The organism is Vibrio brasiliensis LMG 20546 (assembly GCF_000189255.1).
Taxonomy (GTDB): Bacteria; Pseudomonadota; Gammaproteobacteria; order Enterobacterales; family Vibrionaceae; genus Vibrio; species Vibrio brasiliensis.
In genome coordinates this window covers 1-26578 of the sequence record NZ_AEVS01000045.1, presented here as the reverse complement: position 1 = coordinate 26578, position 26578 = coordinate 1, and the positions used below count along the sequence as shown (strand labels likewise).

The window sequence follows — 26578 nt, the reverse complement described above, 5'->3', positions numbered from 1 at the left end:
TATTGAGATTAGTTACCCCAAATTTGAGTGACAAATTCTGGATGGTCGATAAATGGGTTTCGGTTTCCCTGAAACTCAAATACCGCTTGGTTTCGATCGATTTCCTTGGTGCTGACAGGATCTTCTTTGTGCCAACGTTTTAGCATTGACAGTAACCAGGGCTCAAAAACCGTTGTACTCGTGCCGTCAAGGACTGCATCCGAATTAGTGCTGTTGTTTTGCCAACTGCCAATCACATTCTCATATCGAGTGGCCATGTAGAAATAGGCGCGTGCGAAATCTCCCTTGAACTCATCAATAGGCTCAAACACCGTACCGTTATATCCTAATGAGCTGCTGGTGCTACCTAGCTTAGAACCATTACTTGAGACGTAAGTTGCACTCGCAACCTCACCAAAAGGCCAGTTACTGCGTTTTGCATTGACATAGCCATCGGTAGCGAACAGATGGTGAGCGTCTGAGTTCATCGGTTCCACCTTGCCGCCAAACCAGCTCTTAGGGAAGGAGTGCTCGCGATTATAGCAGTCGCCTTCTTGACTATATTGCCCGCACTGGTCTGTCACTTTTGTGAAACTAACAGAGTCTGATGTTTCAGGCTTTTCAGAGTAGACATCGAGAATTGAGCCGTCTTTCTCGTAATAGTTATCGATGTCGGCGTCTTTAACCAGAGTCCAAATAGCGGAATAGCCTCGGCTGTTGTGATCCTTAATGAGATCATGCAGTGCAGTTTTTAACTCAAATCCTGACTTGCCCTGCACGGAATCATAGTAGTCGCTCGTTGGCGGTGGTGTAGTGCTACCAAGAGTAAAGCTAGTCGATTGACTAGCTTGAAATTCGCCGCCGGACGCTATGATTTCCTGATCATTTTTCAGAACGTAAGAGCCGTTACCTGAGCTACAACAAATCCCGTCCCCGTAGCTGTCTAAGATAGTAAACTGATAACTGCCATCGGCTAAACAAATGTCTTTGGTATAGGTGGTAGAGTTGTCGTAACCCTCGCCAGAAGAAACGATAGACGAGGCATTGTCCTTGATATTCCAGGACGTTTCTGAGCCATATTGGTCGGTAGTCAATGAAAGGGTTAAATTGGTCTTGTCGCAGGTAGTTGGCTGAGGTTCGGAGCTATCGGATGGTTGGAAATTATCGACATAAACCGCTTCTGAGCCATCAAAGCCTGTCACGTCGTAAAACCTGAGTCCAACCTGAATGTTTTTGCTGCTGGTGGCAGTGTATGTATAACTGAGGTCCTGCCATTGGTGGACTTTCGATGGGTCTGAGTAATTCTGGTAACCGTCGACAATCAGCCGGGCTTTTACCTTACCTTCGGTATGATAAATGGCTGCAGAAAATGGGTAAGTCTTTCCTTGCTCTACGGAAATGGTCTGCAAAAAGTCGGTGTTACTCTGCGTCCCTGTATTGATAGTAATTTGTGCGGATAAGCCTCCACTCTTTATTTGAGCGCTAGATGGGGCTACTGATATACCAGGGTCGATAACCGTCCAGTTAGAGGGGGTATTTCCATTCCACTGCTCGAAGTCGCCATTCTGTATTTGTGCAAAAGCCATAGGAGAGCACACTAAAGCGATTAGCGAGTAGTTTGGTTATTTTTGTTGTCATAGGTTTTCTCATTGGATTAAAAAATCCTATTCACGATAGATATTTGTTATGACAGTAAGTTTAAGGTTGGTCACAATTCTATTTGTTGGTATTAATTGGAGTTACAAAAATATGAATGATATCTCACAAACAACAGCTTGTGATGATACTTGTATCAAAGGTAATTATTGACAGCTGTATGGTAAACCAGGATGAGGAGTGATTTAAATGAAGAGAACAAAGGAGGCCTAAGCCACCTTTGTTTACAGTTTTAGGTTAGGGAATAATAGAAGCCCTGATGAATTTTAGCTCCTAGCTTTGTCAGCAGGTGAGCACATTCCGCCGTTTCAACACCTTCAACGATAATTCTACACTGGTAGGCTTTACCCATTGCAATAAGCTGGCGAACCGTTTCTATTTTCTTCTCATCCTGGCGCATTCCGATAACAAAATCTCGGTCAATTTTGAGGTAATCAGGTTTAATTTTACCAATCAATTCGACGTTGTTGTTTCCTGTTCCAAAGTCATCAATGCTTATTTTACAGCCGAGAGATTTGATGAGTCTGATATTGCGATAAATCTCTTCGGTATAGTACATCGACGCATTTTCAGTAACTTCGATAGTCAGATAGTGGCAATCGTACTGAGTTAAGCACTGGTAAAGTGCTCGAAAGTTATCTCCCTTTAAGAGAGAGGGGCACACATTGACGCTTACTGGAGCAAGCAGGTTCGTTTCTTCTGCATACAAGGTCTTGATAACCAACAGTGTATGCGTAAGCAATAAGTCTCTGGCGATAAGAGTTTCGATAAACTTTTGTGTATTAGAAGTCGTGAAGCGGGAGAGTGCTTCATAGTGCAGATTAACGTGTCCTTCAGTGTCATAGATCGGTTCTAGCTTCATACCGAATCGTCTGATTCCTAAGAAATATCGGCTTATCGCAATCAAGTTTCTATACCGCAGCATCACCACCATGATCATGGTGATCAGCAAGATATTACGTATAGGGTTGGATATGTAAAAGAACTCTGTATAACCAGCATTAGTTTCCTTACTTATTGACGGTCGCCCATCCGTTTTACCTACATGGAGCGATGTGCCCGTGTTGGTGCAGATTTTCATCCCCTTGAGAAAGAAGCTTGATAGATGGCCTTCTATGCTTCTCGCGAGATTAATGTTCTTCACTCGAACCACCATTGTCGTTCCCTTCTTATCAAACTCATGCATGATGTAGTTGCTGTTCTCAAGCCATTTGTCATATTGCTGTTTGCTTACAGGCATTACATGTTCAGGTGTTACAAGGCAACGAGTATTGTATCGGTCGATCATCATACTTGATTCAACGAGCTCCACTTGAGCGAACATTGAACTCAGTGTTGTTTGTTCTGCAAAACAGCTTTGCTCAGCGAGAGCATCTGTGAAGTCATTAACGTCACTAAAGTAGCTCTGCGTAATAAGGGCATTAATAGTGATGTAGCAAACAAAGATAAACCCAATACTAGACAGCATTAAAACAAGCCCAAGATCAAAATAAAGCTTTCGGCTGGTGAGGCAATATTTAAGCGCAGTGACGACAGCATTCTTAGCAACTCTATTCACTCTTTTTTGTTGCTCGGCTCCATTTTTCTGACTGTCCTGACTTTCGAACGGAACGAAATATCCAATACGATGAATGTTTTCGATAATGTTTTTTCTTGTCTCTAGATGAGGCTTGATCAGCTTTTTAAATTTTTTACGTAGTGAGGCGATAACATTTTTAAAACCGTTTTCTGGCAATGTCACTTGATGGTTTTGCGCTAGCTTATTCTCGATGGCTCTCTGGGATATTGGAGAGTTTAACGTCCCGTATGCGGATATAGTGCTTAATATAAGATATTCATTGTCAGTAATAGCAAGGGATGCATGTCGTTGTTGTCCGATCTCAATTGAAAGCTCTTCTTCCGACAGGCACACGCAGATTTGACTTCCAAGTTCAAACCTAATCATTCGAATAATAACCCCTGAGTTGAAAAGGGGACGAAGTTATCAATAAATGAAGCGTTTGGATGTGATTAAATGCGAGCATATCCAAAGTATTTGGATATAGCGACATATTTATATTTTTTTATAAACTATACCAAATGACGTATTTGGGCGGTGAAATAGATTCGGGGAAGTCATTAATAAAAAGCCCGGGCAGTGTGCCCGGGCTTTGTTGTATAGCTTTGGGGTTAGCAGATAACTTTAACTGCCAGACCACCTTGAGATGTTTCGCGGTATTTCGCGTTCATGTCTTTACCTGTCTCTAGCATAGTTTCAATAACCTTATCCAGAGAAACAGTCGGTGCAGAAGAACGACGCAGAGCCATACGAGTCGAGTTGATTGCTTTAACTGCTGCAATACCGTTACGCTCGATACATGGTACCTGAACCTGACCTGCTACAGGGTCACATGTTAGGCCTAGGTTGTGTTCCATAGCGATTTCTGCCGCCATACACACTTGCTCAGGGCTTCCGCCCATAAGCTCAGCCAGACCCGCTGCTGCCATTGAACATGCAACACCCACTTCACCCTGACAGCCTACTTCAGCACCAGAGATAGAAGCGTTACGCTTGTATAGACCACCAATTGCACCAGACGCTGCAAAGTAACGGATGTAGTCTTTCTCAGTAACCGTCTGAATAAACTTATCGTAGTAAGCCAGTACTGCCGGAATAATGCCGCACGCACCGTTTGTTGGAGCAGTTACCACTCGGCCACCTGCTGCATTCTCTTCGTTAACTGCGAAAGCAAACATGTTTACCCAGTCAACTACTGACATTGGGTCGTTAGTTGTTTTCTCTGAAGTGAGCAGTTGCTGGCGAAGTGCTGCAGCACGACGTGGTACACGTAGTGGTCCAGGCAGAATGCCTTCAGTATTCATACCGCGGTCCATACAGTCACGCATGGTCTTCCAGATATTTGCAAAGTAAGTACGAGACTCTTCGTCTGAATGAAGTGCCGCTTGGTTTTTCATTACCAGTGTGCTGATAGAAAGACCGTGTTCCTTACATTGGTTTACCAACTCTTCTGCCGTTGTAAACTCGTAAGGAGACTTAATAGGGTTCTCTTCTTCTTTACCGAAGTTCTCTTCATCAACGATGAAACCACCGCCGATAGAGTAGTAAGTCTTAGAGTACACTTTTTCGTCACCGATCCACGCGTGGATCTGCATGCCGTTTTCGTGTAGCTCAAGGTTGCTAGTATGGAAGTTCATACCGCCATCTTTCGGGAACGATACTGTGTGACAGTGCATGCCAACAGGAAGGCGCTCAGTTTCTTCTACGCGAGCAATAAAGCCCGGGATAGAATCAATATCCACTTTCTCAGGGGTGTTGCCAGCAAGACCCATGATGATAGCGATATCTGTGTGGTGACCTTTCCCTGTCAGTGATAGTGATCCATAAACGTCAACGGTGATTTTAGTGATGTCGCGCAATTTTCCCATTGAACGTAAATCATCAATAAATTCTTTACCCGCTTTCATTGGTCCCACTGTATGTGAGCTTGAAGGACCAACACCGATTTTATAGATGTCAAAAACACTAATCATATCGATTACCTCAAAAGTAAGCCTCCCAGGGGGATAGGGAGGCTTTTTATTATCGTTATATTCTTGGATTAATCAGACTAAAGTCAGTCTAGAGATTAAAGAGCGCCGTAGATTACAGAACTAATTGCCGCAAGACCACAGATAGTTGTGAAAATCTGTACAGGAGCAGAAGTTTTGTACTTAGCCATTGCTGGTACTTTCTGCATCGCGAACACAGGCATTAGGAACAGGATAGCTGCAATCATTGGAGCACCCATTGTTTCAATCATACCCAGGATACTTGGGTTAACGATAGCTACGATCCAAGTAGTGATAACGATGAACAGTAGAGAACCTTTCTCGATCTTGCTTACAGGAGTTTGTGAACGAGACTTGATTAGACCAACCAGACCTTCGTGCGCACCCAGGAAGTGACCAAAGTAGCTAGAAGTAATTGCTGCGAAAGCAACCAGAGGACCCATGTAAGAAATCAGTGGAGACTCGTGAACGTTCGCTAGGTAAGAAAGAACAGAGATGTTTTGCTCTTTAGCCATCGCTAGTTGTTCTGGAGATAGAGAAAGTACTACAGAGAATACGAAGAACATTACGAAGCCCATAAGCATCATCGCTGCACCACCAGTGATAGCGTCAGTTTTCTTAACTGCGTTGTCACCGTGTTGTAGACGTTGTTCTTTAGAGAACTGAGAAATGATTGGGCTGTGGTTGAAAGAGAACACGATGATCGGAATCGCTAGCCAAACGATAGTTGGCATTGAACCCCAGTCAGGTGAAACTTCGATCATTGAAGTGTTCCAATCAGGAATTAGGTAGAAAGAAAGTGCTAGCAGAATTGCAACAAGTGGGTAAACCATTGCTGAAGTTGCTTTAAGCATAAGTTCTTTACCAAAGACCACACCAGCAGTCATAGCTGCGATCAGTGCACCTGATAGTAACCAACGAGGAATTGATTCCATACCCATTTGGTTAACTAGGAATGAATCAACTGTGTTTGTGATACCAACACCATAGATTAGAACGATTGGGTAGATAGCGAAGAAGTAAGCAAAAGTAATAAGGTTTGCGCCAGTCTTACCGAAGTGTTCTTCAACAGTGTCTGTGATATCTGCTTCAGGGTTCTTAGCTGATAGTACGAAACGTGCCAGAGATTTGTGAGCGAACCAAGTCATTGGTGCCGCGATTAGAGCAAGGATAACTAATGGCCAGAAACCACCTGCACCAGCTTTAATTGGAAGGAACAGTACGCCAGCACCTACCGCAGTACCGAAAAGCGACAGACACCAAGTGAAGTCTTTGTAAGTAAACTTACTAGACGATTGTGCGGTTGAAGCCGCAGAAGTTGTAGTATTCATTTTGTGATACTCATTTTTTGGGAACAGGAAATAAGTCGGGTGCAATTTTGCATAAAAATCTTGCAGGAAAACTAGATCTAAATCATGAATTGATACGAGCTATGTAATGATATGTCAAAAACAGGTTTTTGCTCACGAAAATGATGTGCTACTAGTGATTTATGCTAATGGCAGGCATTAGAAAAACTAATGTTGTTATTAAATTGTTTTATGTTTGTCGCAAGAAAACGATTGCCTTATTGATAGGTAATTTAACTAATGTGAACAGAATATGTCTTTGTATGACCAATTTAGTATTGATGCATAATATGATTCTGCATTGCATGAATGATTTGCGCTGTCATTCCCCAAATAAAGTGGTGCTGATAAGACAGACCAAAGACACGATGTGAAAAATTATTAACTTTAAACTGCTGGCTATGAAGGTGGTTTTTATCCAGAACGATCGACGCCGGAACCTCGAATAACTCATCAACCTCATTGTGATCAATCTGTATTCGGTAATCAGCAGAGACAAAGGCTAAAAACGGCGTTACGGTGAACTTACTGATGGTGACTAATTCTGGCATTTGGCCAAAAAATCTCTATTTTGTCTCTCTCAATTCCCACTTCTTCAAAAGTTTCTCGTAAGGCGGTCTCTGATAAGTCGGAGTCAGTAGGTTCATACTTACCGCCGGGAAAGCTGATCTGACCTGGATGGTGTTTTAGGTGCCGAGCGCGGCGCGTGAAGATAATGTTTAAACCGTCTTTTCGTTCAACAAAGCCAATAAGGACAGATGCTTTACGCAGGTTGCTCTGTTTTAGGTGGGAGACACGCCTTAACGCCTCTTGATGATAGTCGACAGTCTGCTGTAATTGAAAACGTTGAATAATGTGACTTTTATTTAGCTCTGACAACACGTTAGCTCCTACGGATATTTGAAAAAGGCGTAAATATGGCTCATGCTTGCTACTAGACTTACCAACGCAAGGATAGAGCCAAATATGAAAGGGATTATCTTCACCGAGTTTATGGATCTTGTGGAACAAAAGTTTGGCTTAGATGAGTTGGATAGCATACTTTTAGAAGCTGGTGATAATGGTGTCTATACCACCGTTGGAAGCTATGACCATCGCAAACTTGTTCGACTCATAACGCAACTAAGTAAACATACAGGAATCGCTCCAGAAGATTTACAACGTGTGTTCGGACAATCCGTTTTTAAAAACCTTTATAACACTCTACCTAATAATAGTAGCCTACAAGACTGTAAAACGACGTTTCAATTCATCAAGTTAGTTGAAGATTACATCCATATCGAAGTCAAAAAGCTCTATCCCGAAGCCAACCCACCTGCATTTGAATTTATATCCGAATCTAAAACAGAGATGGTATTCGATTATCTCAGTGTTCGTTGTATGTCTCATGTCTGTTTTGGATTGATTGAGGGGTGTGCCGAGTTTTACAACCAGTCACTGGCGATCACTATGGATAAGGTGAAGAGTGATGGGAGTCAGGTGAGATTCAAGGTGGAGCTGATTGGATAAAGATAATCAAAAGGACTCGCCACTCGAACGAAAATTAGCTCGAGAAATAGCGGCTCGCAAGCAAGCTGAACAGTTGCTGGAAAACAAGAGTCTTGAATTATATGAAGCAAATCAACATCTAGAGTTGGTACTTACCCAGCTCAAGCGGCAGACGCGTAGCGATCTGGATAAGCTGGAATTTGAGCAGCAAATCAATGAAGCATTAGTCCACTTTGGACGTGCTTTTTTGAGTCGTACACTCGATGATGGTTTGATTTCGAGTTTGTTAGAGCGCCTGACTTCATCCAACGCGCTTGATAATGCCGGCTTGTTTATCGAAGCCGATTTGGTTGCGACCATCGTTGGCAACGAGTTTGGTGGTGTTGAAGCCCGTGCAGTCGAATCGATTAAACCCTATGCAGTATGGGACGGAGATACACTACGTATACCCATAGAGGTAGACCACAAAGCGGTAGGTGAGTTATCCGTACATGTTGTAGAAAGCGGTATAGATCGCGATTTTGTTATCAGTCAGGTGATGTTGGTCGGGGAGCTATTATGCAGTGCGATCAGTCGACAAATGATTGTGACTCGTCATCAGGAGGCACGAGCAAGAGCTGAAGAGTCTGAGCGGTCGACCAAAGAATTTGTCGCAATGATTAACCATGAGTTGAGGACACCGTTAAATGGGCTTCTCGGCAGTGCAGAACTCCTTGCCGACACCAGTCTTAATGAAGAACAACAAACGTTATTGAGCAATCTTGCTCACTCAGGAGACCTTCTTCGTCATATCATCAACGATATCCTCGACTTTAGTAAGATGAACGCCGGAATGATGGAACTTATTCCTTCACAATTCTCCTGGGTTGAGCTGAGCAATATGATTGATGGTATTTTCAGGCCTAAAGCGCAGGAAAAGGGCATTGAGTTTACGATTGAGCAGACCAACCAGTTACCGGCGGCATTTATCGGTGACTTTGAGCGAATAGGGCAGATCGTGGTGAATCTGGTCGGCAACGCGATTAAGTTCACCGCGCAGGGAGAGGTAAAGCTGGTTGCAGAATGGGACGTTGATTGTCTTAAAATGTCGATTATAGACAGTGGTGTTGGTATTAGTAACGAGCTTCACGATCAACTGTTCACACCTTTTATTCAGGTCGATAGATCAGCGAAACGAAACTTTGAAGGTACTGGTCTTGGCCTGGCGATATGCAAAAACCTAGTCGAACTGATGTTGGGGGAAATCTCTCTGACCAGTGAGCTTGGTAAAGGAAGCTGTTTTAACGTAACCATTCCGCTAAAAGTGACAACCCTGAGCAGTACATCCGACAATCCAGTCAGTGTAGAGATAAACCCCAAGTCGTTTGAAGACTTATCTATATTGGTCGTGGATGATATTCGTATGAATCAGGTTATCATTAACCAAATGCTTAAAAAACTCTCCATTACACCGGACATTGCGACAAATGGCGTTGAAGCGATTAAAGCGGTATCCGCCGGACACTATGACATTGTGTTTATGGATTGTCGTATGCCAGAGATGGATGGTTTCGAAGCCACGGCTTACTTACGTGAGCAGCAGTGTAAACTACCAATCATTGCACTGACAGCAGGCACTACTTTAGAAGAAAGGGAAAAGTGCATTCAAAGCGGTATGGATGACATTCTCACCAAACCCTATACCGCTAAAGATCTTAAATTAATGCTCGAGAAGTGGCTGTAAAGGCTATCTGACTACTGAGCCAGCAGCGGAAGAATTCGGCTCAGTTTGTCGAGCGTTTCTTGATACTCACTGTCACACAGGCTATCGGCAACCAAACCGCCGCCGGCCCAGACATGCAGTTGACCTTGTTCAGCGACAAGTGTGCGTATCGTTATACTCGTATCCATCTGACCATGACGGCTGATATAGCCAATACTTCCGCAGTAAGCATTACGACGATGAGGTTCTAGTTCCTCAATGATCTCCATTGCTCGCACTTTAGGGGCGCCAGTAATAGAACCGCCAGGGAAAGAGGCTCGCAGTAAATCGACTGCGCTGTATTGCTGGTCTAGTTGTGCGCGAATTGTACTCACCAGGTGATGAACAGCAGGAAAGCTTTCGATGTCGAACAGTTTTGGCACATGGACAGTACCCGGTTTGGCGACTCGGCCAACATCATTACGCAGTAAATCGACAATCATCAGGTTTTCTGCCTGATCTTTTTCCGCATTCGCCAGGTCATGGGCAGCCTGCTCATCAATGATAGGATCATCGCTACGCGGACGTGTTCCTTTAATCGGTTTGGTTTCAATGTGACGATCTTTAACCTGCAGAAAACGCTCAGGTGACACGCTTAAAATCGCTCCTTGCTCGGTGCGGATGAAGGCAGAGAACGGACCTTGGTTGACCTGTTCCAGTTTTCGATATGCGTGCCATTCACTCCCTTGATAGGAAGCTTTAAAGCGCTGCGCCAGATTGATTTGATAACAATCGCCACTGCGCAGGTATTCTTGTACCTGCATGAATTTGTCGCTATAGCTGGCTTTAGTCATATTTGATTGCCACGGACCTGTCAGGGCAAAACTGTCTGCGTTGGCACTTTCGTGTTGAGTCAACCATTGCCAACGACTCTCTAACTCGCTACCTACCAAGCAGGCGCTGTTTTGTTGGTGGTCGACAATCAGCGCCCAGTTATAGAGACCAACAGCCATATCAGGGGTAACTAAATCATGTTCGGCAAGCTCCGGCATGCGTTCGACATGGCGACCCAAATCATAAGCAAAGTAGCCCAATGCACCGCCAACAAAGGGTAATTCGCCATGGTAATCAACATCAGGTAATACGCGCGCCTGAACTTGTTTAAGGAGCTCGAATGGATTCTGTTGCGAGACTTCTGTCCCTTGCTCGGACTCAATCGTACTGGTATTGCCAGCAGTAGTGATCGTCGCCACTGGCTCTGCGACCAGAATATCAAATCGGCTGTCGACGTGACTTGACGAAGGTGAGCGCAGTAGCATCGCCCAAGGCAAGGATTCGATGTTATCAAACAGTGTAACCGCGAGGTCTTTTTTATATGGGATCGGTTTGATTTCTAAGCGATTTGGCGTGATGTTATTCATTTGTTTAATTTGTGACAAAGAGATCGTTGATTACGTGGCGTGTTGAGGAAAGCAAGAGTATCATAATGGCATCAAAGGTCGCTACACCAGTGTTTGGCAAATACAACATCAATAAGCAAACCCTTGTGTCCGGCCGAATAAAGGAAGCACAAATATAACGAGGCATGCAATGACCGTAATTCGTCAACAGGATGTGATCAGCAGTGTTGCTGATGCGCTCCAGTACATTTCTTATTACCACCCATTAGACTTTGTCCAAGCCCTAGAAAAAGCCTATCAACGTGAAGAGAGCCAGGCAGCAAAAGATGCCATTGCTCAAATTCTGATTAACTCTCGAATGTCTGCTGAAGGTCACCGCCCGATCTGTCAGGATACTGGTATCGTGACGTGTTTCGTCAATGTTGGTATGGCCGTTCAATGGGATTCAACTGACTTGACTGTTCAGCAGATGGTCGATGAAGGTGTTCGCCAGGCATACACCAATCCGGACAACCCTCTACGTGCATCGGTTCTGATGGACCCGGCGGGCAAGCGTATTAATACCAAAGACAACACGCCAGCGGTGGTTCACATCAACATGGTGCCAGGTGACAAGGTTGAGATTCAAATCGCGGCTAAAGGCGGCGGTAGTGAGAACAAAACTAAGATGGTTATGCTTAACCCATCTGATGACGTTGCAGAATGGGTTGAAAAAACGCTACCTACAATGGGGGCGGGTTGGTGTCCACCAGGCATGCTGGGCATAGGTATTGGTGGTACCGCTGAAAAAGCAGCAGTTCTAGCCAAAGAATCACTGATGGAACACATCGATATTCAAGAGCTGATTGATCGTGGTCCGGAAAACGCGGAAGAAGAACTTCGTCTTGATATCTTTAATCGCGTAAACAAATTGGGTATTGGCGCTCAGGGCCTTGGTGGCCTGACTACGGTTGTTGATGTGAAAATCAAAACGGCACCAACGCACGCAGCTTCTAAGCCTGTTTGTTTGATCCCTAACTGTGCTGCGACTCGTCACGTACACTTCACACTAGATGGAACAGGTCCTGCGGATCTCACACCACCTAAACTGGAAGAGTGGCCGGATATCACTTGGGAAGCAGGAGCAAATACTCGCCGTGTTAACCTTGATGAAGTGACTCAGGCTGACGTTGAGCAGTGGAAGACTGGCGAAACGGTTCTGCTTTCAGGCAAGATTCTTACTGGTCGTGATGCGGCTCATAAACGCATTCAGACCATGCTTGAAAATGGCGAAGGTTTACCTGCTGGTGTCGACTTTAAAGGCAAGTTTATCTACTACGTTGGTCCTGTAGATGCGGTAGGCGACGAAGCGGTAGGTCCAGCTGGCCCAACGACTTCTACCCGTATGGATAAGTTCACCGACATGATGTTGGACGAGACTGGCATCATGGGTATGATCGGTAAAGCAGAACGTGGCCCAGCTACGGTTGAGTCAATCAAGAAGCACAAGGCGGTTTACTTGATGGCAGTTGGTGGTGCGGCTTATCTGGTTGCTAAAGCGATTAAGAAAGCGCGTGTTGTTGCTTTTGAAGACTTAGGTATGGAAGCGATCTACGAGTTTGAAGTTGAAGATATGCCAGTAACAGTGGCGGTTGACTCAAACGGTGCTAACGCTCACCAAATCGGTCCTGACACGTGGAAAGTTAAGATTCAGGAAATGGAATCTCAATCCTAATTACCTGTCTTAAGTTTGTGATAAGCCACAGATTTAATTGGCAGATATTTGACAAAGGTGGAGCAAAAGCTGCACCTTTTGTCTATATACTCTAATTTATTGCTATCAATACGTCAGGAGAGCACATGCCTCGCTTTATTCAAATCCTCCAGATAATCATCGCAGTGGTTGTCGGTGCTTTTGTCGGATACGACCTTATTCTTCACGGCATCAGTATCTTCGATGAAAAATATGTCACTATCACTTGTGCATTGTTCGTATTACTGGAAATCGCCCTGTTTGTTATCTACAAGTTGATTGAAGACGATTAGAGCCTGTGGTGGTTCTGTTACAAGTTTAAGCCTCTGATTTTTATCAGAGGCTTTTTTGTTCATCTAGGATTAAGGTTACAATCAGTAAGCTAGCGATAAGCCTGAATAAAAGAGATAGTGAATGAAGCAAATTACTCAAGAAGTGAACGATTTACTGAGCAGAACAGTCGACTCCCATGTCCGTATTGCGGTCACTGGTTTATCCAGAGCCGGTAAAACGGCGTTTATCAGTTCGCTAGTGAATCAGCTTCTTCATACATCCACTCATGATAACCTCCCGCTGCTCGCGGCTGCACGCGACAAGCGTCTGGTGGGAGCTAAGCGTGAACCGCAAACCAATATGCTGGTGCCACGTTTTGGCTATGATGAAGCGATGGAGCATGTTTACGCTACGCCACCACAATGGCCCGAGCCGACACGCGATGTCAGCGAAATTCGCTTAGCCATCAAATACAAGCCAACCAAAAAAACCAAGAAGCTATTTGGCAGTACAGCCAGGCTGCACGTTGATATTATCGATTATCCGGGTGAGTGGTTACTCGATTTGCCGTTACTTGATATGGATTTCTATCAATGGTCGCAAAGTCAGTTTGCTGCGCTTCAAGGCCAGCGTAAAGAGCTTGCTCAAGCGTGGCTAAAGCAGTTGGACGGTTTTGATCTTTCAGCCCCTTTAGATGAAAAAGCGTTGGCTGAGATTTCAGCTACCTACACCGACTTTCTTTACGCGTGTAAGGATAAAGGTCTGCACTGGGTTCAGCCTGGCCGCTTCGTATTACCGGGTGAACTCGAAGGTGCTCCGGTCTTGCAGTTTTTCCCATGCAAGTTTGATGAAAGCACCAAGGTCGTCAAAGGCTCTAATCTGGCGATGCTCAAAGCGCGTTACCAAGAGTATCAACAGAAAGTGGTTAAAGCCTTCTACAAGCACCATTTTTCGACCTTTGATCGCCAAATTGTGCTGGTGGACTGTCTACAGCCTCTCAATGCGGGTCATGAGTCGTTCCATGATATGCGTCATGCTCTGGAGCAGATCATGAATAGCTTCCGTTATGGTCGCAGCAGTATTGTTAAGCGCTTATTTGCACCACGCATCGACAAGGTGTTATTCGCAGCGACCAAGGCTGATCATGTGACCCCTGAGCAACATCCTCATTTAGTATCGCTGCTCCAGCAGATGGTGCATCCTGCCTGGCAGACTGCGTCATACGAAAACATAGAGATGAACTGTATGACCATGGCATCCATTCAGGCGACTGAGACTGGCTATATCGGTCAGGGGGATCAGGCTTGCCCGGCGATAAGAGGCACAACTCTCGATGGAGATCCTATGACCGTCTTCCCGGGTGAGGTACCTAAGAAGTTGCCAGCTGCTGATTACTGGCAGAGTCAAGGCTTCGAGTTCACTTCGTTCCGACCCAAAGAGGGGATAATGGACGAGCCACTACCGCATATCCGTATGGACAAAGCACTGGAGTATTTAATTGGAGATAAGCTGAGATGAGCACGTCAGATAAAACCCAGCTAAAGCAAAAACAGGTCTTCAATGAGTCATTTGAAGGAGAGCAGTCCCACCCTCAACCTGAGCTTACCGCCCAGATGCAGTTCGAACAGCAGGAGACCTTTGTTCCTGCTGAAATTGAGCCGGAGAACCAGGATGACTCAGTTGAACAGAACCTGGAGCGTGTGATCAGACCCAAGAGTGGCACAAAATGGCTCGCCACTGGCTTGTTGGGGACGTTTGCAGGACTAGTCGGTTGGCAGGCCGTCGATAGTGTCATTACCGCAATTCAAAGCGCTGATTGGCTAGCCTTGGGTTGGGCAGGTTTTGTTACAACGATATCAATGCTGGGTATCGGCGCGATTGGTAAAGAGTTGTTTAAATTACGTAAGCTACGTAATCACTTTAGTGTTCAGGAACAGAGCGAAGCGCTGCTAGCACAAGATAGTGTTGGGCAGGCTAAAGGTTTCTGTCAGTCACTGGCGAAACAATCCGGCATCAAAACCGAGTCACCAAGCTATGATCGTTGGATAAACAGCATAAACGCTTCGCACAGCGATGGCGAAGTACTGGAAATGTATGATGCTATGGTCGTGGCTGAGCAAGACAAAGTTGCGACCAGGATAGTCTCTCAACATGCAACAGAGTCTGCGGCTTTGGTGGCAATCAGTCCATTAGCTGTAGCAGACATGCTATTAGTCGCGTGGCGCAACTTCAAAATGATCGACAATCTTGCTGATGTCTATGGGGTTGAACTGGGCTACTGGTCAAGACTGCAACTGTTCAAAGCAACGTTAGTCAATATGGCTGCGGCAGGGGCAAGTGAACTTGCGGTCGATGCGAGCATGGACCTGATGTCGATGGACCTGGCGGGACGAGTGTCTGCCCGCGCTGGTCAAGGGCTCGGGGTAGGGATTCTTACCGCTCGGCTTGGTCTGAAAGCGATGGCACTATTAAGACCTTTGCCCTGGAATCAGGAGCGTCGCGTCAGGCTCGGTGCAATTCGTAAACAAATCGTCGAAAAAGTCGCCGCTATAACGATCAAATAGTGCGAATGTGAAGCAGGTAATATCAGTTTGCTTGACGAGGATCTAGGCTTAGGGGAAACTACTGTCAACTTTTCGTGACACCTAAGTTAGGAACTCATCCGTGCGTCTAGAAGTTTTCTGTGAAGACAGACTTGGTCTGACTCGTGAATTGCTCGATATTCTTGCTTCCAAAAACATTGATCTTCGAGGTATCGAAATCGATGTGACTGGTATTATTTACCTAAACTGCCCTGATATCGACTTTGATACCTTTAGCGAGCTCATGGCCGAAATTCGTCGTATTTCGGGTGTAAATGACGTTCGAAAAATCCAGTTTATGCCGATTGAACGTCATAACAACGAACTGATTTCGCTACTAAATAATCTCCCTGAACCCGTATTAGCCATCGATCTGAAAGGCCATGTTGATATGGCCAACCATGCAGCACTAACCCTGTTTGGTCGTGATGAAGGCGATATGATTGGTCACCAAATTACCTCGCTATTGCCTAGTTTCAACTTTGCTAAGTGGGCAGAAGGCAAGATCACCCGTCAAAGAGAAGATATCGTCATCGGCGGTTTAGACTACATGATGGAAATCATGCCAGTTTATATCACTGACGAGTCGAATGAGTCTGTATTGGCGAGTACGGTGATGATCATCCGTTCTGTACAAGAAAAAGCAATATTTGATGACTCATTGCCACTGCATAACAATCTAGGCTTTGAACATTTTGTTGGGGTATCAAACCGACATAAGGCATTGATTAGTCAGGCTAAAAAGCTATCTATGCTTGACCAACCTTTGTTAATCCAAGGTGAAACAGGGACAGGTAAAGAGATGTTAGCTCGCGCTTGTCATAATCGTTCTCATCGCGCTGCTAACCCATTTTTAGTGTTAAGTTGTGCCTCGATGCCAGACGATGTTGCAGAGACCGAACTATTTGGTCATGCGCCAGGTTCTTTCAACCATGAACAGGGCCACAAAGGCATCTTTGAGCAGGCAAATGGTGGTACCGTTTTCCTTGATGAAATCGGTGAAATGAGCCCACACCTTCAGATCAAGCTGTTACGTCTGCTGCAGGACGGTACATTCCGTCGTGTAGGTGAAGAAGATGAAATTCATGTTGATGTTCGAGTTATCGCTTCGACCAGACACCAGCTGGCCGATTTAGCTGAATCAGGATCGTTCCGTGAAGATCTGTTCTACCGACTTAATGTCCTTACCTTGCTTATTCCGCCATTGAGAGAGCGCTCAAACGATATTACGCCTTTGCTTGAGCTGTTTGTGGCTAAATATGTTAAGCAACTTGGTATAGCTAAACCGACCATTGATGAGTCGCTCGCAGATCAGTTAGTGACCTATCAATGGCCAGGTAATATGCGTCAGTTGGAGAACATGGTGTTACGTGCGCTGACTGAGTTGGAAACAGATTGCTTAACTGCAGACTTGTTCCATCTTCCACAACTAGAAACCCCAGCCTCAAACGGACCGACTCTGAGTCTTGATGGTTCTTTGGACGAGATCATGAAAGAGTATGAATCTCAGGTACTTGAACGTCTTTATCACTCATTCCCGTCAAGCCGGAAGCTGGCTAAACGCCTTAACGTTTCTCATACTTCAGTGGCAAACAAACTGCGTGAATACGGAATAAGAAAGAGCTAGATGGAAAGATTGAGTACACCAACTCAGGTTTACGAGTTGGATGAGGATATTGTCGTTCGGACTGCGGAACCGACTGATGGAAAGCTGATATCCGATTATTTCATTGCCAACAGAGAACATCTAAAGGCTTGGGAACCTAAGCGCGACGAAGCGTTCTTCACCGAGTCAGGCTGGACTCAGCGTCTGATCAAACTTTCAGAGCTGCATAAGATGGGGCTGGGTTACTACTTATTGGTGCTTGATGCTACGAGTAATGAAATGCTTGGTACTATTTCGTTTAGTAATTTATCCCGATTCCCATTTCATGCCTGTAATGTGGGCTACTCGTTAGCCCAGACTGCTCAGGGGCGAGGGGCGATGACTCGGGGACTGAAGCTGGCGGTTAACTACATGTTTACTATCCAGAACATGCACCGAATTATGGCCAGTTACATGCCACGTAATGCTCGCAGCGAGGCGGTATTGCAAAGAGTCGGTTTTGAAAAAGAAGGTTTTGCTAAAGATTACCTCCTGATCAATGGCAAATGGGAAGATCATAATTTGACTTCATTAGTTAACCCTAACTGGAAACCCGCATGAGTTCAGCAAGATTAGAACAGCAATTAGCTCTGCTTATGGAGCTAGACCAGCTCAAATCCGTATTAAGACGTACCCGAGTCAAGAGTGCTGATGCAAGGCTCGAAAATAGTGCTGAGCATAGCTGGCACGTCGCGTTGATGGCTATTCTGATGGAAGAACATGCCAATGAACCTGTCGATATTGCTCGGGTAGTGAAAATGTTGCTACTGCATGATGTGGTTGAAATTGATGCCGGTGATACCTTTGTTTATGATGTGGCGGCTTCAGCCGAGCAGGAACAAAAAGAGTTGCAAGCGGCGCAACGTCTATTTGGTATGTTGCCAGACGATCAAGGTCAACCGCTGTTAGAGCTTTGGTTAGAGTTCGAAGCCGCGTCTACCGCAGATGCTAAGTTTGCCAAAGCACTGGATAGAATCATTCCTATGCTTTTGAATTACCACAATCAGGGCCAGAGCTGGCAGGAACATGGCGTCAGTCGTGAGCAAGCTCTGACGGTTAATCACAAAATACAGTACGGCTCTCAAGCTTTATGGGATAAAGCGCAGCAGATCATTAATGATGCGACCGATAATGGCTGGCTAAAAGCGTAATGCTTTAAGAGGAATTTTAATGTCATACCTACCTTTGGACGAATACCAAAGAAAATGGATTTTTACTCATCAATCTATGCCAGTTCCACAGGCTGACTTAGACGCGATTAAACCTATGACGCAAGCACGTGCTTCGCAGTTGTGGAAAGAGAACATCAGTGCGCAAAGCCCGGATGCAGAACGTTTGAGCTCTGGCGATTGGCCAATGAAAGAGTCAAACTGGAAAGAGTCTGTTGACTGGATGGCGGCATGGGAATCGGATGATGAGTCTCTGCCTGAGGAAGTCGCTCAGTTTATCGACTGGCAAGATGATGTCACCGTCTACTTTTGCTACGAGAAGTACAACGTGATCGAAACCAAATGGTCAGTCTTCAAAAAACATTGGAAGAACTTCCTGTTCTACGATGATGGACCGATTCTGATTGGTCGCCGTCGCGGCGAAGCGCTTTGGTTTGATACAAATGGCTCCGTTAAGATGGGGTTGAGGAAATAACGAGGAGCAGCCAATGGCTGCTCTTTTTTGTGCAACAAGTATCACATTGTGATTTATCAGGTCTATACTCAAACCTAGATGGGAGTACGGGAGTTAGGGCCTGACGATGGAAGATAAGATTATACGTTCGATTGTTGAAATCACGGGACAGCGTAACTCAGTGTCACTTGGTCATTGTCTTGTTGCTACTTTAGTTGAAATGATGCCGATTAAGTCCGTCGAGCTGACTCACTATATCAGCACTACCTCGATGGTCGTGGCTAAAGTATCGAAAGATGCTCAAAATGATGAATATGAATGGGTATATGACTTACCTGTCAAAGAATTCGAAAGTCATGATCACCAAACTGCTACTGTTACCAGTCAACAAGTTGGCCCCAGAGAATACATCTGTACTTACCCGATACCTATTTGTGACGATAGTTCGGCGGAATTAGTTGTTACGCTTTCGCGTCGACCCGACAAATATGATCTTTTAATCCATGGCCTGGCAAAAATATATCGCAATTACCTGATCATTTTGCACGAGAGCGAACGAGACAAGCTGACTGGGCTTCTGAATCGAAAAACTCTTGAAGAACGTTTGAGCTACTGTTTCGAAGTCGTGCATCGGCCTCAAGATGAGATCAATGCCTGGGTTGCGATCATTGATCTGGACCACTTTAAAGCGATCAACGATACCTATGGACACATGATCGGTGATGAAGTGTTATTGCTATTTGCTCAGCAGATGCAGAACTTCTTTACCGACCAGGAGCAGTTGTTCCGCTTTGGTGGAGAAGAGTTTGTCGTCTTATTGCCTCAACAAGACAAGCAGGCTTGCTATAACCGTCTGGATAGTTTCCGTCGTCACATTGAGTCATTTCGCTTCCCTCAGGTAGCGAACTTGACCTTTAGCTGTGGCGTGTGTGGTATTACCCGGAATGAATATCTGCCGACCATACTGGATCATGCCGACAGTGCTCTATATAACGCTAAAGAGAACGGACGTAATCAGATATGCTGTTATGAAGGGGATTATGCTAATCGAAACAGTAACCCCGATGATGATGTTGAGCTGTTCTAAAGGATCTTTTTTGGATCCAATAAGTCTCGGAAAAGTAAAGAGTTAGATCAATATTTTAATGTGATTAATGTCCCAATAATTAACCTATATTTTGCGTGGATTTGGTAATTTGGTATCATTTTTTAGACAAATTAATTCAATGAGTAGTTTCTACAAACCACATAGTCTTAGGGAAAAGCAGTGACCATGAACATATCTAAATTACGTGAAGATTTTTATGCTCACATAAGCGCAATTCAAGCTTATGCGCTACCACAATCCAAGCCAACGTTATCTCTTCTCACCGATGAAGAACTAAGAGAGTTAGAAGCTTGTTGGATTGAACTGTCTGTGTGGAAAAATCAGCAAGACTAAACCGGCTTTGTCATTGTAGTCATACCATTGAATATAAGTAACCTCGCGATTTTCGGTCGTCGAGGTTTTTTATTGCCTTCAACATAAATTGTTATATTATAACAATTGTGATCTAATCATTGAATTATCAAGTAAGAGTCCCCATAGTTACCTTCAAGCGGAGCATTTAAGATGAATGCAGCGACAGAATTAGAATATATTGAAACCCAAGTGAGTAAAAATATGGCGGAAGTAAGAGCCAGAGTCGACTTCAAAGTCGGTGCTAACAGCAGTATCGATGCAGAACTTCTTTCTTTCCATGGATTGAAAACCGAAAAAGAGCATGTTGCGGTGATCTTCAAGCATGCTGATCAAACCCAACAATCGCCACTGGTACGCATGCATTCAGAGTGTCTGACAGGTGATGTATTCCATTCATCACGCTGTGACTGTGGTGAGCAGCTTGATGAGACGATTAATCGTATGGGTGAATCAGGCGGAATTATCCTCTATCTTAGACAAGAAGGGCGAGGAATTGGTCTATATAACAAGATTGACGCCTATAAATTGCAAAGTGAAGGGATGAACACCTACGAAGCCAACAATCATCTTGGTTTTGGCGATGATCTGCGTGACTTTACAGAAGCAGCTCAGATGCTTGAAGCCTTGGGTATTAAGAAAATTCGCCTAGTAACCAACAACCCTAAAAAAGTTAATGATCTTAAAAGTTATGGCATTGAGATCGAACAGGTTGTCAATACCTCTGCCCATGTGAAAGAAGGTAATGAAGGGTACCTGAAAGCGAAAAGGTCACACGGGAAGCATAATCTCGATCTGTAATCCTTTGATTCATTTATGTTGATAAAAGCCTCACTTTCGTGAGGCTTTTTTTGTTTGAGGCTTGCAAATAAATTGTAACTTTGTATTATTCGCATCTAATAGTGCAAATGAGAATAATTAGCACTACCAATGAAGAATAATTATTAAGCTCAACAAGGATGCTTTTCAAATGAATGTAAAATCTCTATTAGCTCAGTCTGTAGCGGCATCGCTACTGCTTGCAAGTGGCTCAGTATTCGCTGCGAACGTAACCAAAGAACAAGTTGTTGAGCACTACGCAGACGTAGCTCACGCTGTATTTGCGGATTCTCTTACAACAGCTAAAGCACTTGACCAGTCAATCGAGTCTTTCCTGGCTAACCCAACTGCCGACAAATTCCAGCAAGTGAAACAAGTTTGGCTTGCTTCTCGCGTACCTTACCAACAGTCTGAAGTATTCCGTTTTGGTAACGCGATTGTTGACGATTGGGAAGGTCAGCTAAATGCCTGGCCACTAGATGAAGGTCTTATCGACTACGTTTCGTCAGATTATCAATATGAACTGGGTAACGAAGGTGCAAATGCAAACATCGTTGCAAACACAAAGCTAACTATTGGCGCATCAACGCTAGATGTTGCAAAGATCACTCCTGAGCTTATTGCGGATCTAAACGAAGTTGGCGGCTCTGAAGCGAACGTAGCTTCTGGCTACCATGCGATCGAATTCCTACTGTGGGGTCAAGACCTAAACGGCACTAACGCTGGTGCAGGTGCTCGTGCATACACTGACTTTGTTGTCGGTGAAGCGTGTACTAATGGGAACTGTGACCGTCGTGGTGACTTCCTTAAAGCTGCCGCTGAGCTACTGGTTCAAGATCTGGAATGGATGGAAAAGCAGTGGTCTGCTGACGTAAAAGGTAACTACCGTGAAGAACTACTAAACGACTCTGCGGATAACGGCCTGCGTAAAATGCTATTCGGTATGGGTTCACTATCTTTGGGCGAGCTTGCTGGTGAGCGTATGAAAGTTGCTCTTGAAGCAAATTCAACTGAAGATGAGCACGACTGTTTCTCAGACAACACGCACAACTCTCACTACTACAACGAGCAAGGTATTTACAACGTCTACACTGGCCTGTACAAGCGTGAAGATGGCTCGCTACTTTCTGGCCCAAGCATCAATGATCTTGTAGCACAGAAAGACAAGCAGGCAGCGAAAGAAATTCAGAAACAGTTCGACGTAACTCGTTCTCAAGTTGGTCAGCTTGTGACTTCAGCAGAGAAGAACAACCAGTTCTTCGATCAGCTGATTGCTGCAGGTAACACTCAGGGTAACGCGCTGGTTAACGACACTATCATGTCACTTGTTGCTCAAACTGCTCAGATTGAACGTGCAGCGAAAATTGTTGGTATCACTAGTCTGAACCCAGATACCGCAGACCACGAGTTTTAATCTCTGGCTAAATAAAACCAAAGGGCTCATTAGAGCCCTTTTGCCGTTTTTTAGTAGTTGTCTTTTTGAGAATTATTCCCATTTAAAATGTACGGATATTGCCCGTTACGAGAGCCGTTAGAATGAAGTTGTACATGAAAACTGTCCTAGCCAGTGTATTAATGCTGAGCACCTCCAGCCCAACCTTTGCCTATGATGTAACGTCCGGAGGAGGAACGTCCGTCAATAAAGAAGGACCAAATGCGTTCTCGCTTCCTGCGGGTAACTTACCTATGTCAAAACGTTTGGATTTCAGTGTAGGTAACAGTTTTTTCCGTAACCCTTGGGTGCAAGCGCCTGCGTCAACCGATGCGCGTGATGGACTTGGACCACTGTTTAATACCAACGGCTGCCAGAACTGTCATATTAAAGATGGCCGTGGTCACCCACCAGAAGCAGACGATTTACATGCTGTATCCATGCTAGTTCGTTTGAGCATTCCGGCGATGACTCCTGAACAGAAAAAAGCCTACATCAAAGATGGCGTCATTCCAGAGCCGACATACGGCGGTCAGCTACAAGACTTTGCCCTTCAAGATCAGGTTGCTGAGGGTAAAATTGAAATTACCTATCATGAGATTCCGGTGACATTCGCTGATGGAACTCAGGTATCGCTGCGTAAACCGAACTTGTCCATTACTCAGCTCGGTTACGGTGAAATGCACCCGCAAACACAGATGTCTGCGCGTGTGGCTCCACCTATGATAGGACTTGGCCTGCTTGAAAGCATTCCAGACCAGACACTTAAAGCATGGGCCGACGAACAGGATAAAAACGGCGACGGTATTTCGGGTAAGATCAATCTGGTTTGGGATGTGCGTAGCAATGATTTTGCAATCGGCCGATTTGGCTGGAAAGCCGGGCAACCAAATTTAATGCAGCAAAATGCCGCAGCTTTCAATGGTGACGTAGGTCTGACAAGTAATCTGTTTCCGAATGAAAACTGTACTTCGAAGCAAACCATTTGTCGTGATCTGCCAAATGGTGGTTCGCCAGAAGTCAGTGACAATATTCTCAATTTTGTTGAATTCTATTCTCAGCATTTAGCTGTTCCGGTGCGCCGTAATGTGGATCTGCCAGAAGTAAAATTAGGTCAGCAACTGTTTGCTAAAGCAGGGTGCGAAAGCTGTCACAAAACTAATGTCAAAACGGCCGTTCGTGAAGACCTTCCAGCACTCTCGAATCAAACCATTCACCCATACACAGATATGCTGCTACACGACATGGGACCGGGTCTGGCTGACAATCGTCCAGAATATCTGGCTAACGGACAAGAGTGGCGAACGCAGCCTCTATGGGGTATAGGTTATACCGAAGAGGTCAATGGTCATACTTACTTCCTTCACGATGGACGCGCGCGTAACTTAATGGAAGCGGTGTTATGGCATGGTGGAGAAGCGGAGATGGCAAAGCAGAAGGTATTGAAGTTCAACCAGAAAGAACGTGATGCACTGATTGCATTTCTTAACTCGCTATAGGATTTATTCATGAACTACAACAAGCTTGTTTTAGCATCAGCAATGGCTATCTCCTTACTCGGTTGTCAGAGTACGGGTAACGATGTTGCCAAACCAGAACAGACCAGACATTTCAGTCAGGGCGTTTATCAAGTTGAGTTTATGTCAGCTCAGGCTTTCAAAACGCAAGCCGACAATCTGACCACGGTTATCGAGAATTATTGCCAGTCGACATCAAACCTTGATGCGGTTAAATCTCAATGGAATCAAACCATGCTTAGCTGGATGGCGTTGCAAGGTCAGGAGCGTGGTCCCGAAGCGGCATTAGCCCAAAGTTGGAACGTACAATTCTGGCCAGATAAGAAGAACACTACTGGCCGTAAGATGAGCAGTTTGATTAAGCAGCCACAAGCCTGGTCACAACAAGCTATTGCGCTGCAGAGTGTGACAGTGCAAGGGCTAGGCTCGGTTGAGTGGTTACTGTTTGACCCGGCATCGGACTTAACTGGCAATCCACAAACTTGCCAGACCGCAACGGCTATCGGAGAAAATCTTGCCGTTAATGCGGGCAAGATTGCTGATGCCTGGGCGAAAAACCCCTGGGTTGAGCTGACAGAGCAGCAGTGGGAATCTGAGTATATTGCTTTGCTGTCAAATCAGCTCGAATACAGCATGAAGAAAATGACTCGTCCTTTAGCAAATTTTGGTAAACCACGACCATATTTCTCAGAGTCCTGGCGCTCTGAAACCTCAATGCAAAACCTCTACGCCAATATTGTAGCAATGGAAAAACTCTACTTTGCTCAAGGCAAGGGACTGGATGCGATATTACGTGATGCGGATAAAGCGGCTTTGGCAGACCGCATTGCTAACCAGTTTGCAATGACGATAGAAACCTGGCCTAAAGGCGCTAGCTTGTTCGATATGTTGCAAACTAAGCAGGGTTACCGCAATGCTTACTCTCAATACAACAAGTTAGAACAACTGAAGTATCTCATCCATGAAGAGGTTGCGATTGAACTTGGCGTAATAATAGGATTTAACGCAACAGATGGTGACTGATAATACGAGACGCTCGTTGCTAAAAGCGGCACTGTTAGGTGCGGCTTATCCTCTCGTTGGATGTGTGTCTACGACGAAAGCTCCAATGCAGCCAGCATTGATTGGTTGTTCTATTTCAGGGCGTGACCGCTTTAATGCCGTTGTTGCTGACCAGTACGGGATGCCCATTCGAACGATACCGCTTCCTGCCAGAGGACATGGTGTAGCGTCATCTGCGCGATTGCAGCATGCCGTTGCTTTTGGCCGCCGTCCAGGGACCTATTTCCAGGTGTTCGATTTCCAGACCGGGGAGTCAATCAAACTGAGACCGGCAGACAGTAACCGTCATTACTATGGGCACGGTGTCTTCTCTAACGATGGGCAGTGGCTATTTGCCACTGAAGGAGAACGTGGAACGAGCCGCGGCATCATTGGTGTCTATGATGTTGTCGCGGGCTACGACAAAGTGGCAGAGTTCACCGGATTTGGTTTAGGCCCACACGAAGTGATCGTGATGCCCGATGATTCTTTGGTTATCGGTGTAGGTGGCGTCCATACCAATGGGCGTCAACCGCTCAATCTGGATTCCATGACACCAAGCTTAAGTTATCTCAATAGTAACGGAGAACTGACAGAGCAAGTGGGACTGGCGGATCATAAACTCAGTATTCGACACCTCGCCCATGATGGAGCGGATACCGTGCTTTGTGGACAGCAGTATCGCGGGGAACCGGATGAGTACCCATCACTACTGGCAATGCATAAGGCTGGTGGCGATTTGATACAACTCACAGCGGAACCAGAACAGTGGGCACGTTTTAACCACTACATTGCCAGTATTGCCGCGACTAATGAGTGGATTCTAGCGACTTCACCAAGAGGCAACTGTTATGGCATCTGGTCAAAACAGAGTGGTAAATTGGTCGAACTGGCACCACTTCCTGATGCGTCGGGTGTCGTGGTGGAAGGAAGCCAGTTTAAAGTAAGCTCAGGAAGTGGGGGAGTCGTCAGCCAATCACAGCCCGGCAACAAGCAGGTCGCACAATCGGGCGTGCAGTGGGATAACCACTGGGCAAAAATTGGCAACTAGTTGCGTAAAAAATTAGACACCGACATCAGTCTTAAAAACAAGTCATACCGAGCTGCTTCATCTCTGCCATACTTTAAATAAACGTATGGCAGGGATGAGACAATGAGAAGATGGACTTACTGGTTGTTACTGTTGTGTCTGACACCTTCAGTGGCTATTTCTGCCCCTTATTTCAATCAGATAGGCTGGCTTGAAAGTGATAGTCAGTTGCACCGATTACTGCAATATCCGGCAGTAGTTGAAGATATATATCGTAATAATAACAACCAGATGATCTGGTTCGATCTACAACAAAGTAGCAA

General features: G+C 45.2%; 22 protein-coding genes and 2 pseudogenes. 18 read left to right on the top strand and 6 right to left on the bottom strand.

Translation table 11 applies throughout. The annotated features are described in order from the left end of the window. Positions 1–8: 8 nt before the first annotated feature. From RH46_RS06905 to RH46_RS06885, 5 genes and pseudogenes are all read right to left on the bottom strand, one after another. The gene (locus RH46_RS06905; RefSeq protein WP_006878683.1) at positions 9–1565 is read right to left on the bottom strand and encodes an endonuclease; all 1557 of its coding nucleotides are present in this window, start codon (positions 1563–1565) and stop codon (positions 9–11) included. A 302-nt stretch (positions 1566–1867) separates the two neighbouring features. Continuing rightward, complete coding sequence (gene tpdA / locus RH46_RS06900) at positions 1868–3580, bottom strand: cyclic di-GMP phosphodiesterase TpdA (RefSeq protein WP_006878682.1); 1713 nt, start codon at positions 3578–3580, stop codon at positions 1868–1870. A 224-nt stretch (positions 3581–3804) separates the two neighbouring features. After that, positions 3805–5166: an L-serine ammonia-lyase gene (locus RH46_RS06895; RefSeq protein WP_006878681.1), complete on the bottom strand. Its 1362-nt coding sequence runs from the start codon at positions 5164–5166 to the stop codon at positions 3805–3807. 95 nt (positions 5167–5261) lie between these two features. Then, positions 5262–6515 carry an aromatic amino acid transport family protein gene (locus tag RH46_RS06890; protein WP_006878680.1) on the bottom strand — a complete coding sequence of 418 codons (1254 nt, stop codon included), beginning with the start codon at positions 6513–6515 and terminating at the stop codon, positions 5262–5264. Positions 6516–6805: 290 nt separating this feature from the next. After that, positions 6806–7415, bottom strand: a pseudogene (locus RH46_RS06885) (CoA pyrophosphatase). 84 nt (positions 7416–7499) lie between these two features. Between RH46_RS06885 and RH46_RS06880 the strand changes: the two are divergent. Next, positions 7500–8042: a heme NO-binding domain-containing protein gene (locus tag RH46_RS06880; protein ID WP_006878679.1), complete on the top strand. Its 543-nt coding sequence runs from the start codon at positions 7500–7502 to the stop codon at positions 8040–8042. After that, positions 8035–9744 carry an ATP-binding protein gene (locus RH46_RS06875; protein WP_006878678.1) on the top strand — a complete coding sequence of 570 codons (1710 nt, stop codon included), beginning with the start codon at positions 8035–8037 and terminating at the stop codon, positions 9742–9744. The genes RH46_RS06880 and RH46_RS06875 overlap by 8 nt, the downstream gene beginning before the upstream one ends. Before the next feature lie 11 nt (positions 9745–9755). Here RH46_RS06875 and pabB read toward each other — a convergent pair whose 3' ends face one another. Beyond that, entirely contained in the window at positions 9756–11123 is a 1368-nt protein-coding gene (gene pabB, locus RH46_RS06870) for an aminodeoxychorismate synthase component 1 (RefSeq protein ID WP_006878677.1), read from the bottom strand. Positions 11124–11292: 169 nt separating this feature from the next. Here pabB and RH46_RS06865 point away from each other — a divergent pair, with 169 nt between their 5' ends. The 16 genes and pseudogenes from RH46_RS06865 to RH46_RS06790 form a co-directional block, all read left to right on the top strand. Beyond that, positions 11293–12816 carry a fumarate hydratase gene (locus tag RH46_RS06865; RefSeq protein ID WP_006878676.1) on the top strand — a complete coding sequence of 508 codons (1524 nt, stop codon included), beginning with the start codon at positions 11293–11295 and terminating at the stop codon, positions 12814–12816. Positions 12817–12941: 125 nt separating this feature from the next. After that, a complete protein-coding gene (locus tag RH46_RS06860; protein WP_006878675.1) occupies positions 12942–13127 on the top strand; it encodes a hypothetical protein in 186 nt (61 codons plus the stop codon). A 121-nt stretch (positions 13128–13248) separates the two neighbouring features. Next, positions 13249–14625 (top strand): YcjX family GTP-binding protein, encoded by a 1377-nt coding sequence (locus tag RH46_RS06855; RefSeq protein ID WP_006878674.1) that lies wholly within the window; start codon positions 13249–13251, stop codon positions 14623–14625. Continuing rightward, complete coding sequence (locus RH46_RS06850; protein ID WP_006878673.1) at positions 14622–15671, top strand: YcjF family protein; 1050 nt, start codon at positions 14622–14624, stop codon at positions 15669–15671. Before RH46_RS06855 ends, RH46_RS06850 begins: the two co-directional genes overlap by 4 nt. Before the next feature lie 100 nt (positions 15672–15771). Continuing rightward, complete coding sequence (tyrR, locus tag RH46_RS06845; protein ID WP_006878672.1) at positions 15772–17316, top strand: transcriptional regulator TyrR; 1545 nt, start codon at positions 15772–15774, stop codon at positions 17314–17316. Further along, complete coding sequence (rimJ, locus tag RH46_RS06840; protein ID WP_006878671.1) at positions 17317–17895, top strand: ribosomal protein S5-alanine N-acetyltransferase; 579 nt, start codon at positions 17317–17319, stop codon at positions 17893–17895. It begins immediately after the preceding gene. Further along, positions 17892–18485: an HD domain-containing protein gene (locus RH46_RS06835; protein ID WP_006878670.1), complete on the top strand. Its 594-nt coding sequence runs from the start codon at positions 17892–17894 to the stop codon at positions 18483–18485. Before rimJ ends, RH46_RS06835 begins: the two co-directional genes overlap by 4 nt. Positions 18486–18504: 19 nt before the next feature. After that, the gene (locus RH46_RS06830) at positions 18505–18978 is read left to right on the top strand and encodes a DUF2947 domain-containing protein (protein ID WP_006878669.1); all 474 of its coding nucleotides are present in this window, start codon (positions 18505–18507) and stop codon (positions 18976–18978) included. 106 nt (positions 18979–19084) lie between these two features. Then, positions 19085–20044, top strand: coding sequence for a GGDEF domain-containing protein (locus RH46_RS06825; protein ID WP_006878668.1), 960 nt, complete (start codon positions 19085–19087; stop codon positions 20042–20044). A 186-nt stretch (positions 20045–20230) separates the two neighbouring features. Beyond that, a complete protein-coding gene (locus RH46_RS22325) occupies positions 20231–20398 on the top strand; it encodes a hypothetical protein (RefSeq protein ID WP_006878667.1) in 168 nt (55 codons plus the stop codon). 171 nt (positions 20399–20569) lie between these two features. Beyond that, a complete protein-coding gene (locus tag RH46_RS06815) occupies positions 20570–21217 on the top strand; it encodes a GTP cyclohydrolase II (RefSeq protein WP_174263838.1) in 648 nt (215 codons plus the stop codon). Positions 21218–21386: 169 nt separating this feature from the next. Further along, a complete protein-coding gene (locus RH46_RS06810) occupies positions 21387–22649 on the top strand; it encodes an imelysin family protein (RefSeq protein WP_006878665.1) in 1263 nt (420 codons plus the stop codon). A 134-nt stretch (positions 22650–22783) separates the two neighbouring features. Further along, positions 22784–24166: a di-heme oxidoreductase family protein gene (locus RH46_RS06805; RefSeq protein ID WP_420895498.1), complete on the top strand. Its 1383-nt coding sequence runs from the start codon at positions 22784–22786 to the stop codon at positions 24164–24166. Between the two features lie 9 nt (positions 24167–24175). Next, on the top strand, positions 24176–25207 hold the full coding sequence (locus RH46_RS06800; protein WP_006878663.1) for an imelysin family protein: 1032 nt from the start codon (positions 24176–24178) through the stop codon (positions 25205–25207). Then, positions 25197–26276, top strand: coding sequence for a DUF1513 domain-containing protein (locus tag RH46_RS06795; RefSeq protein WP_006878662.1), 1080 nt, complete (start codon positions 25197–25199; stop codon positions 26274–26276). The genes RH46_RS06800 and RH46_RS06795 overlap by 11 nt, the downstream gene beginning before the upstream one ends. A 102-nt stretch (positions 26277–26378) precedes the next feature. Then, positions 26379–26578: pseudogene (locus RH46_RS06790) on the top strand (L,D-transpeptidase family protein); the annotation flags it as partial.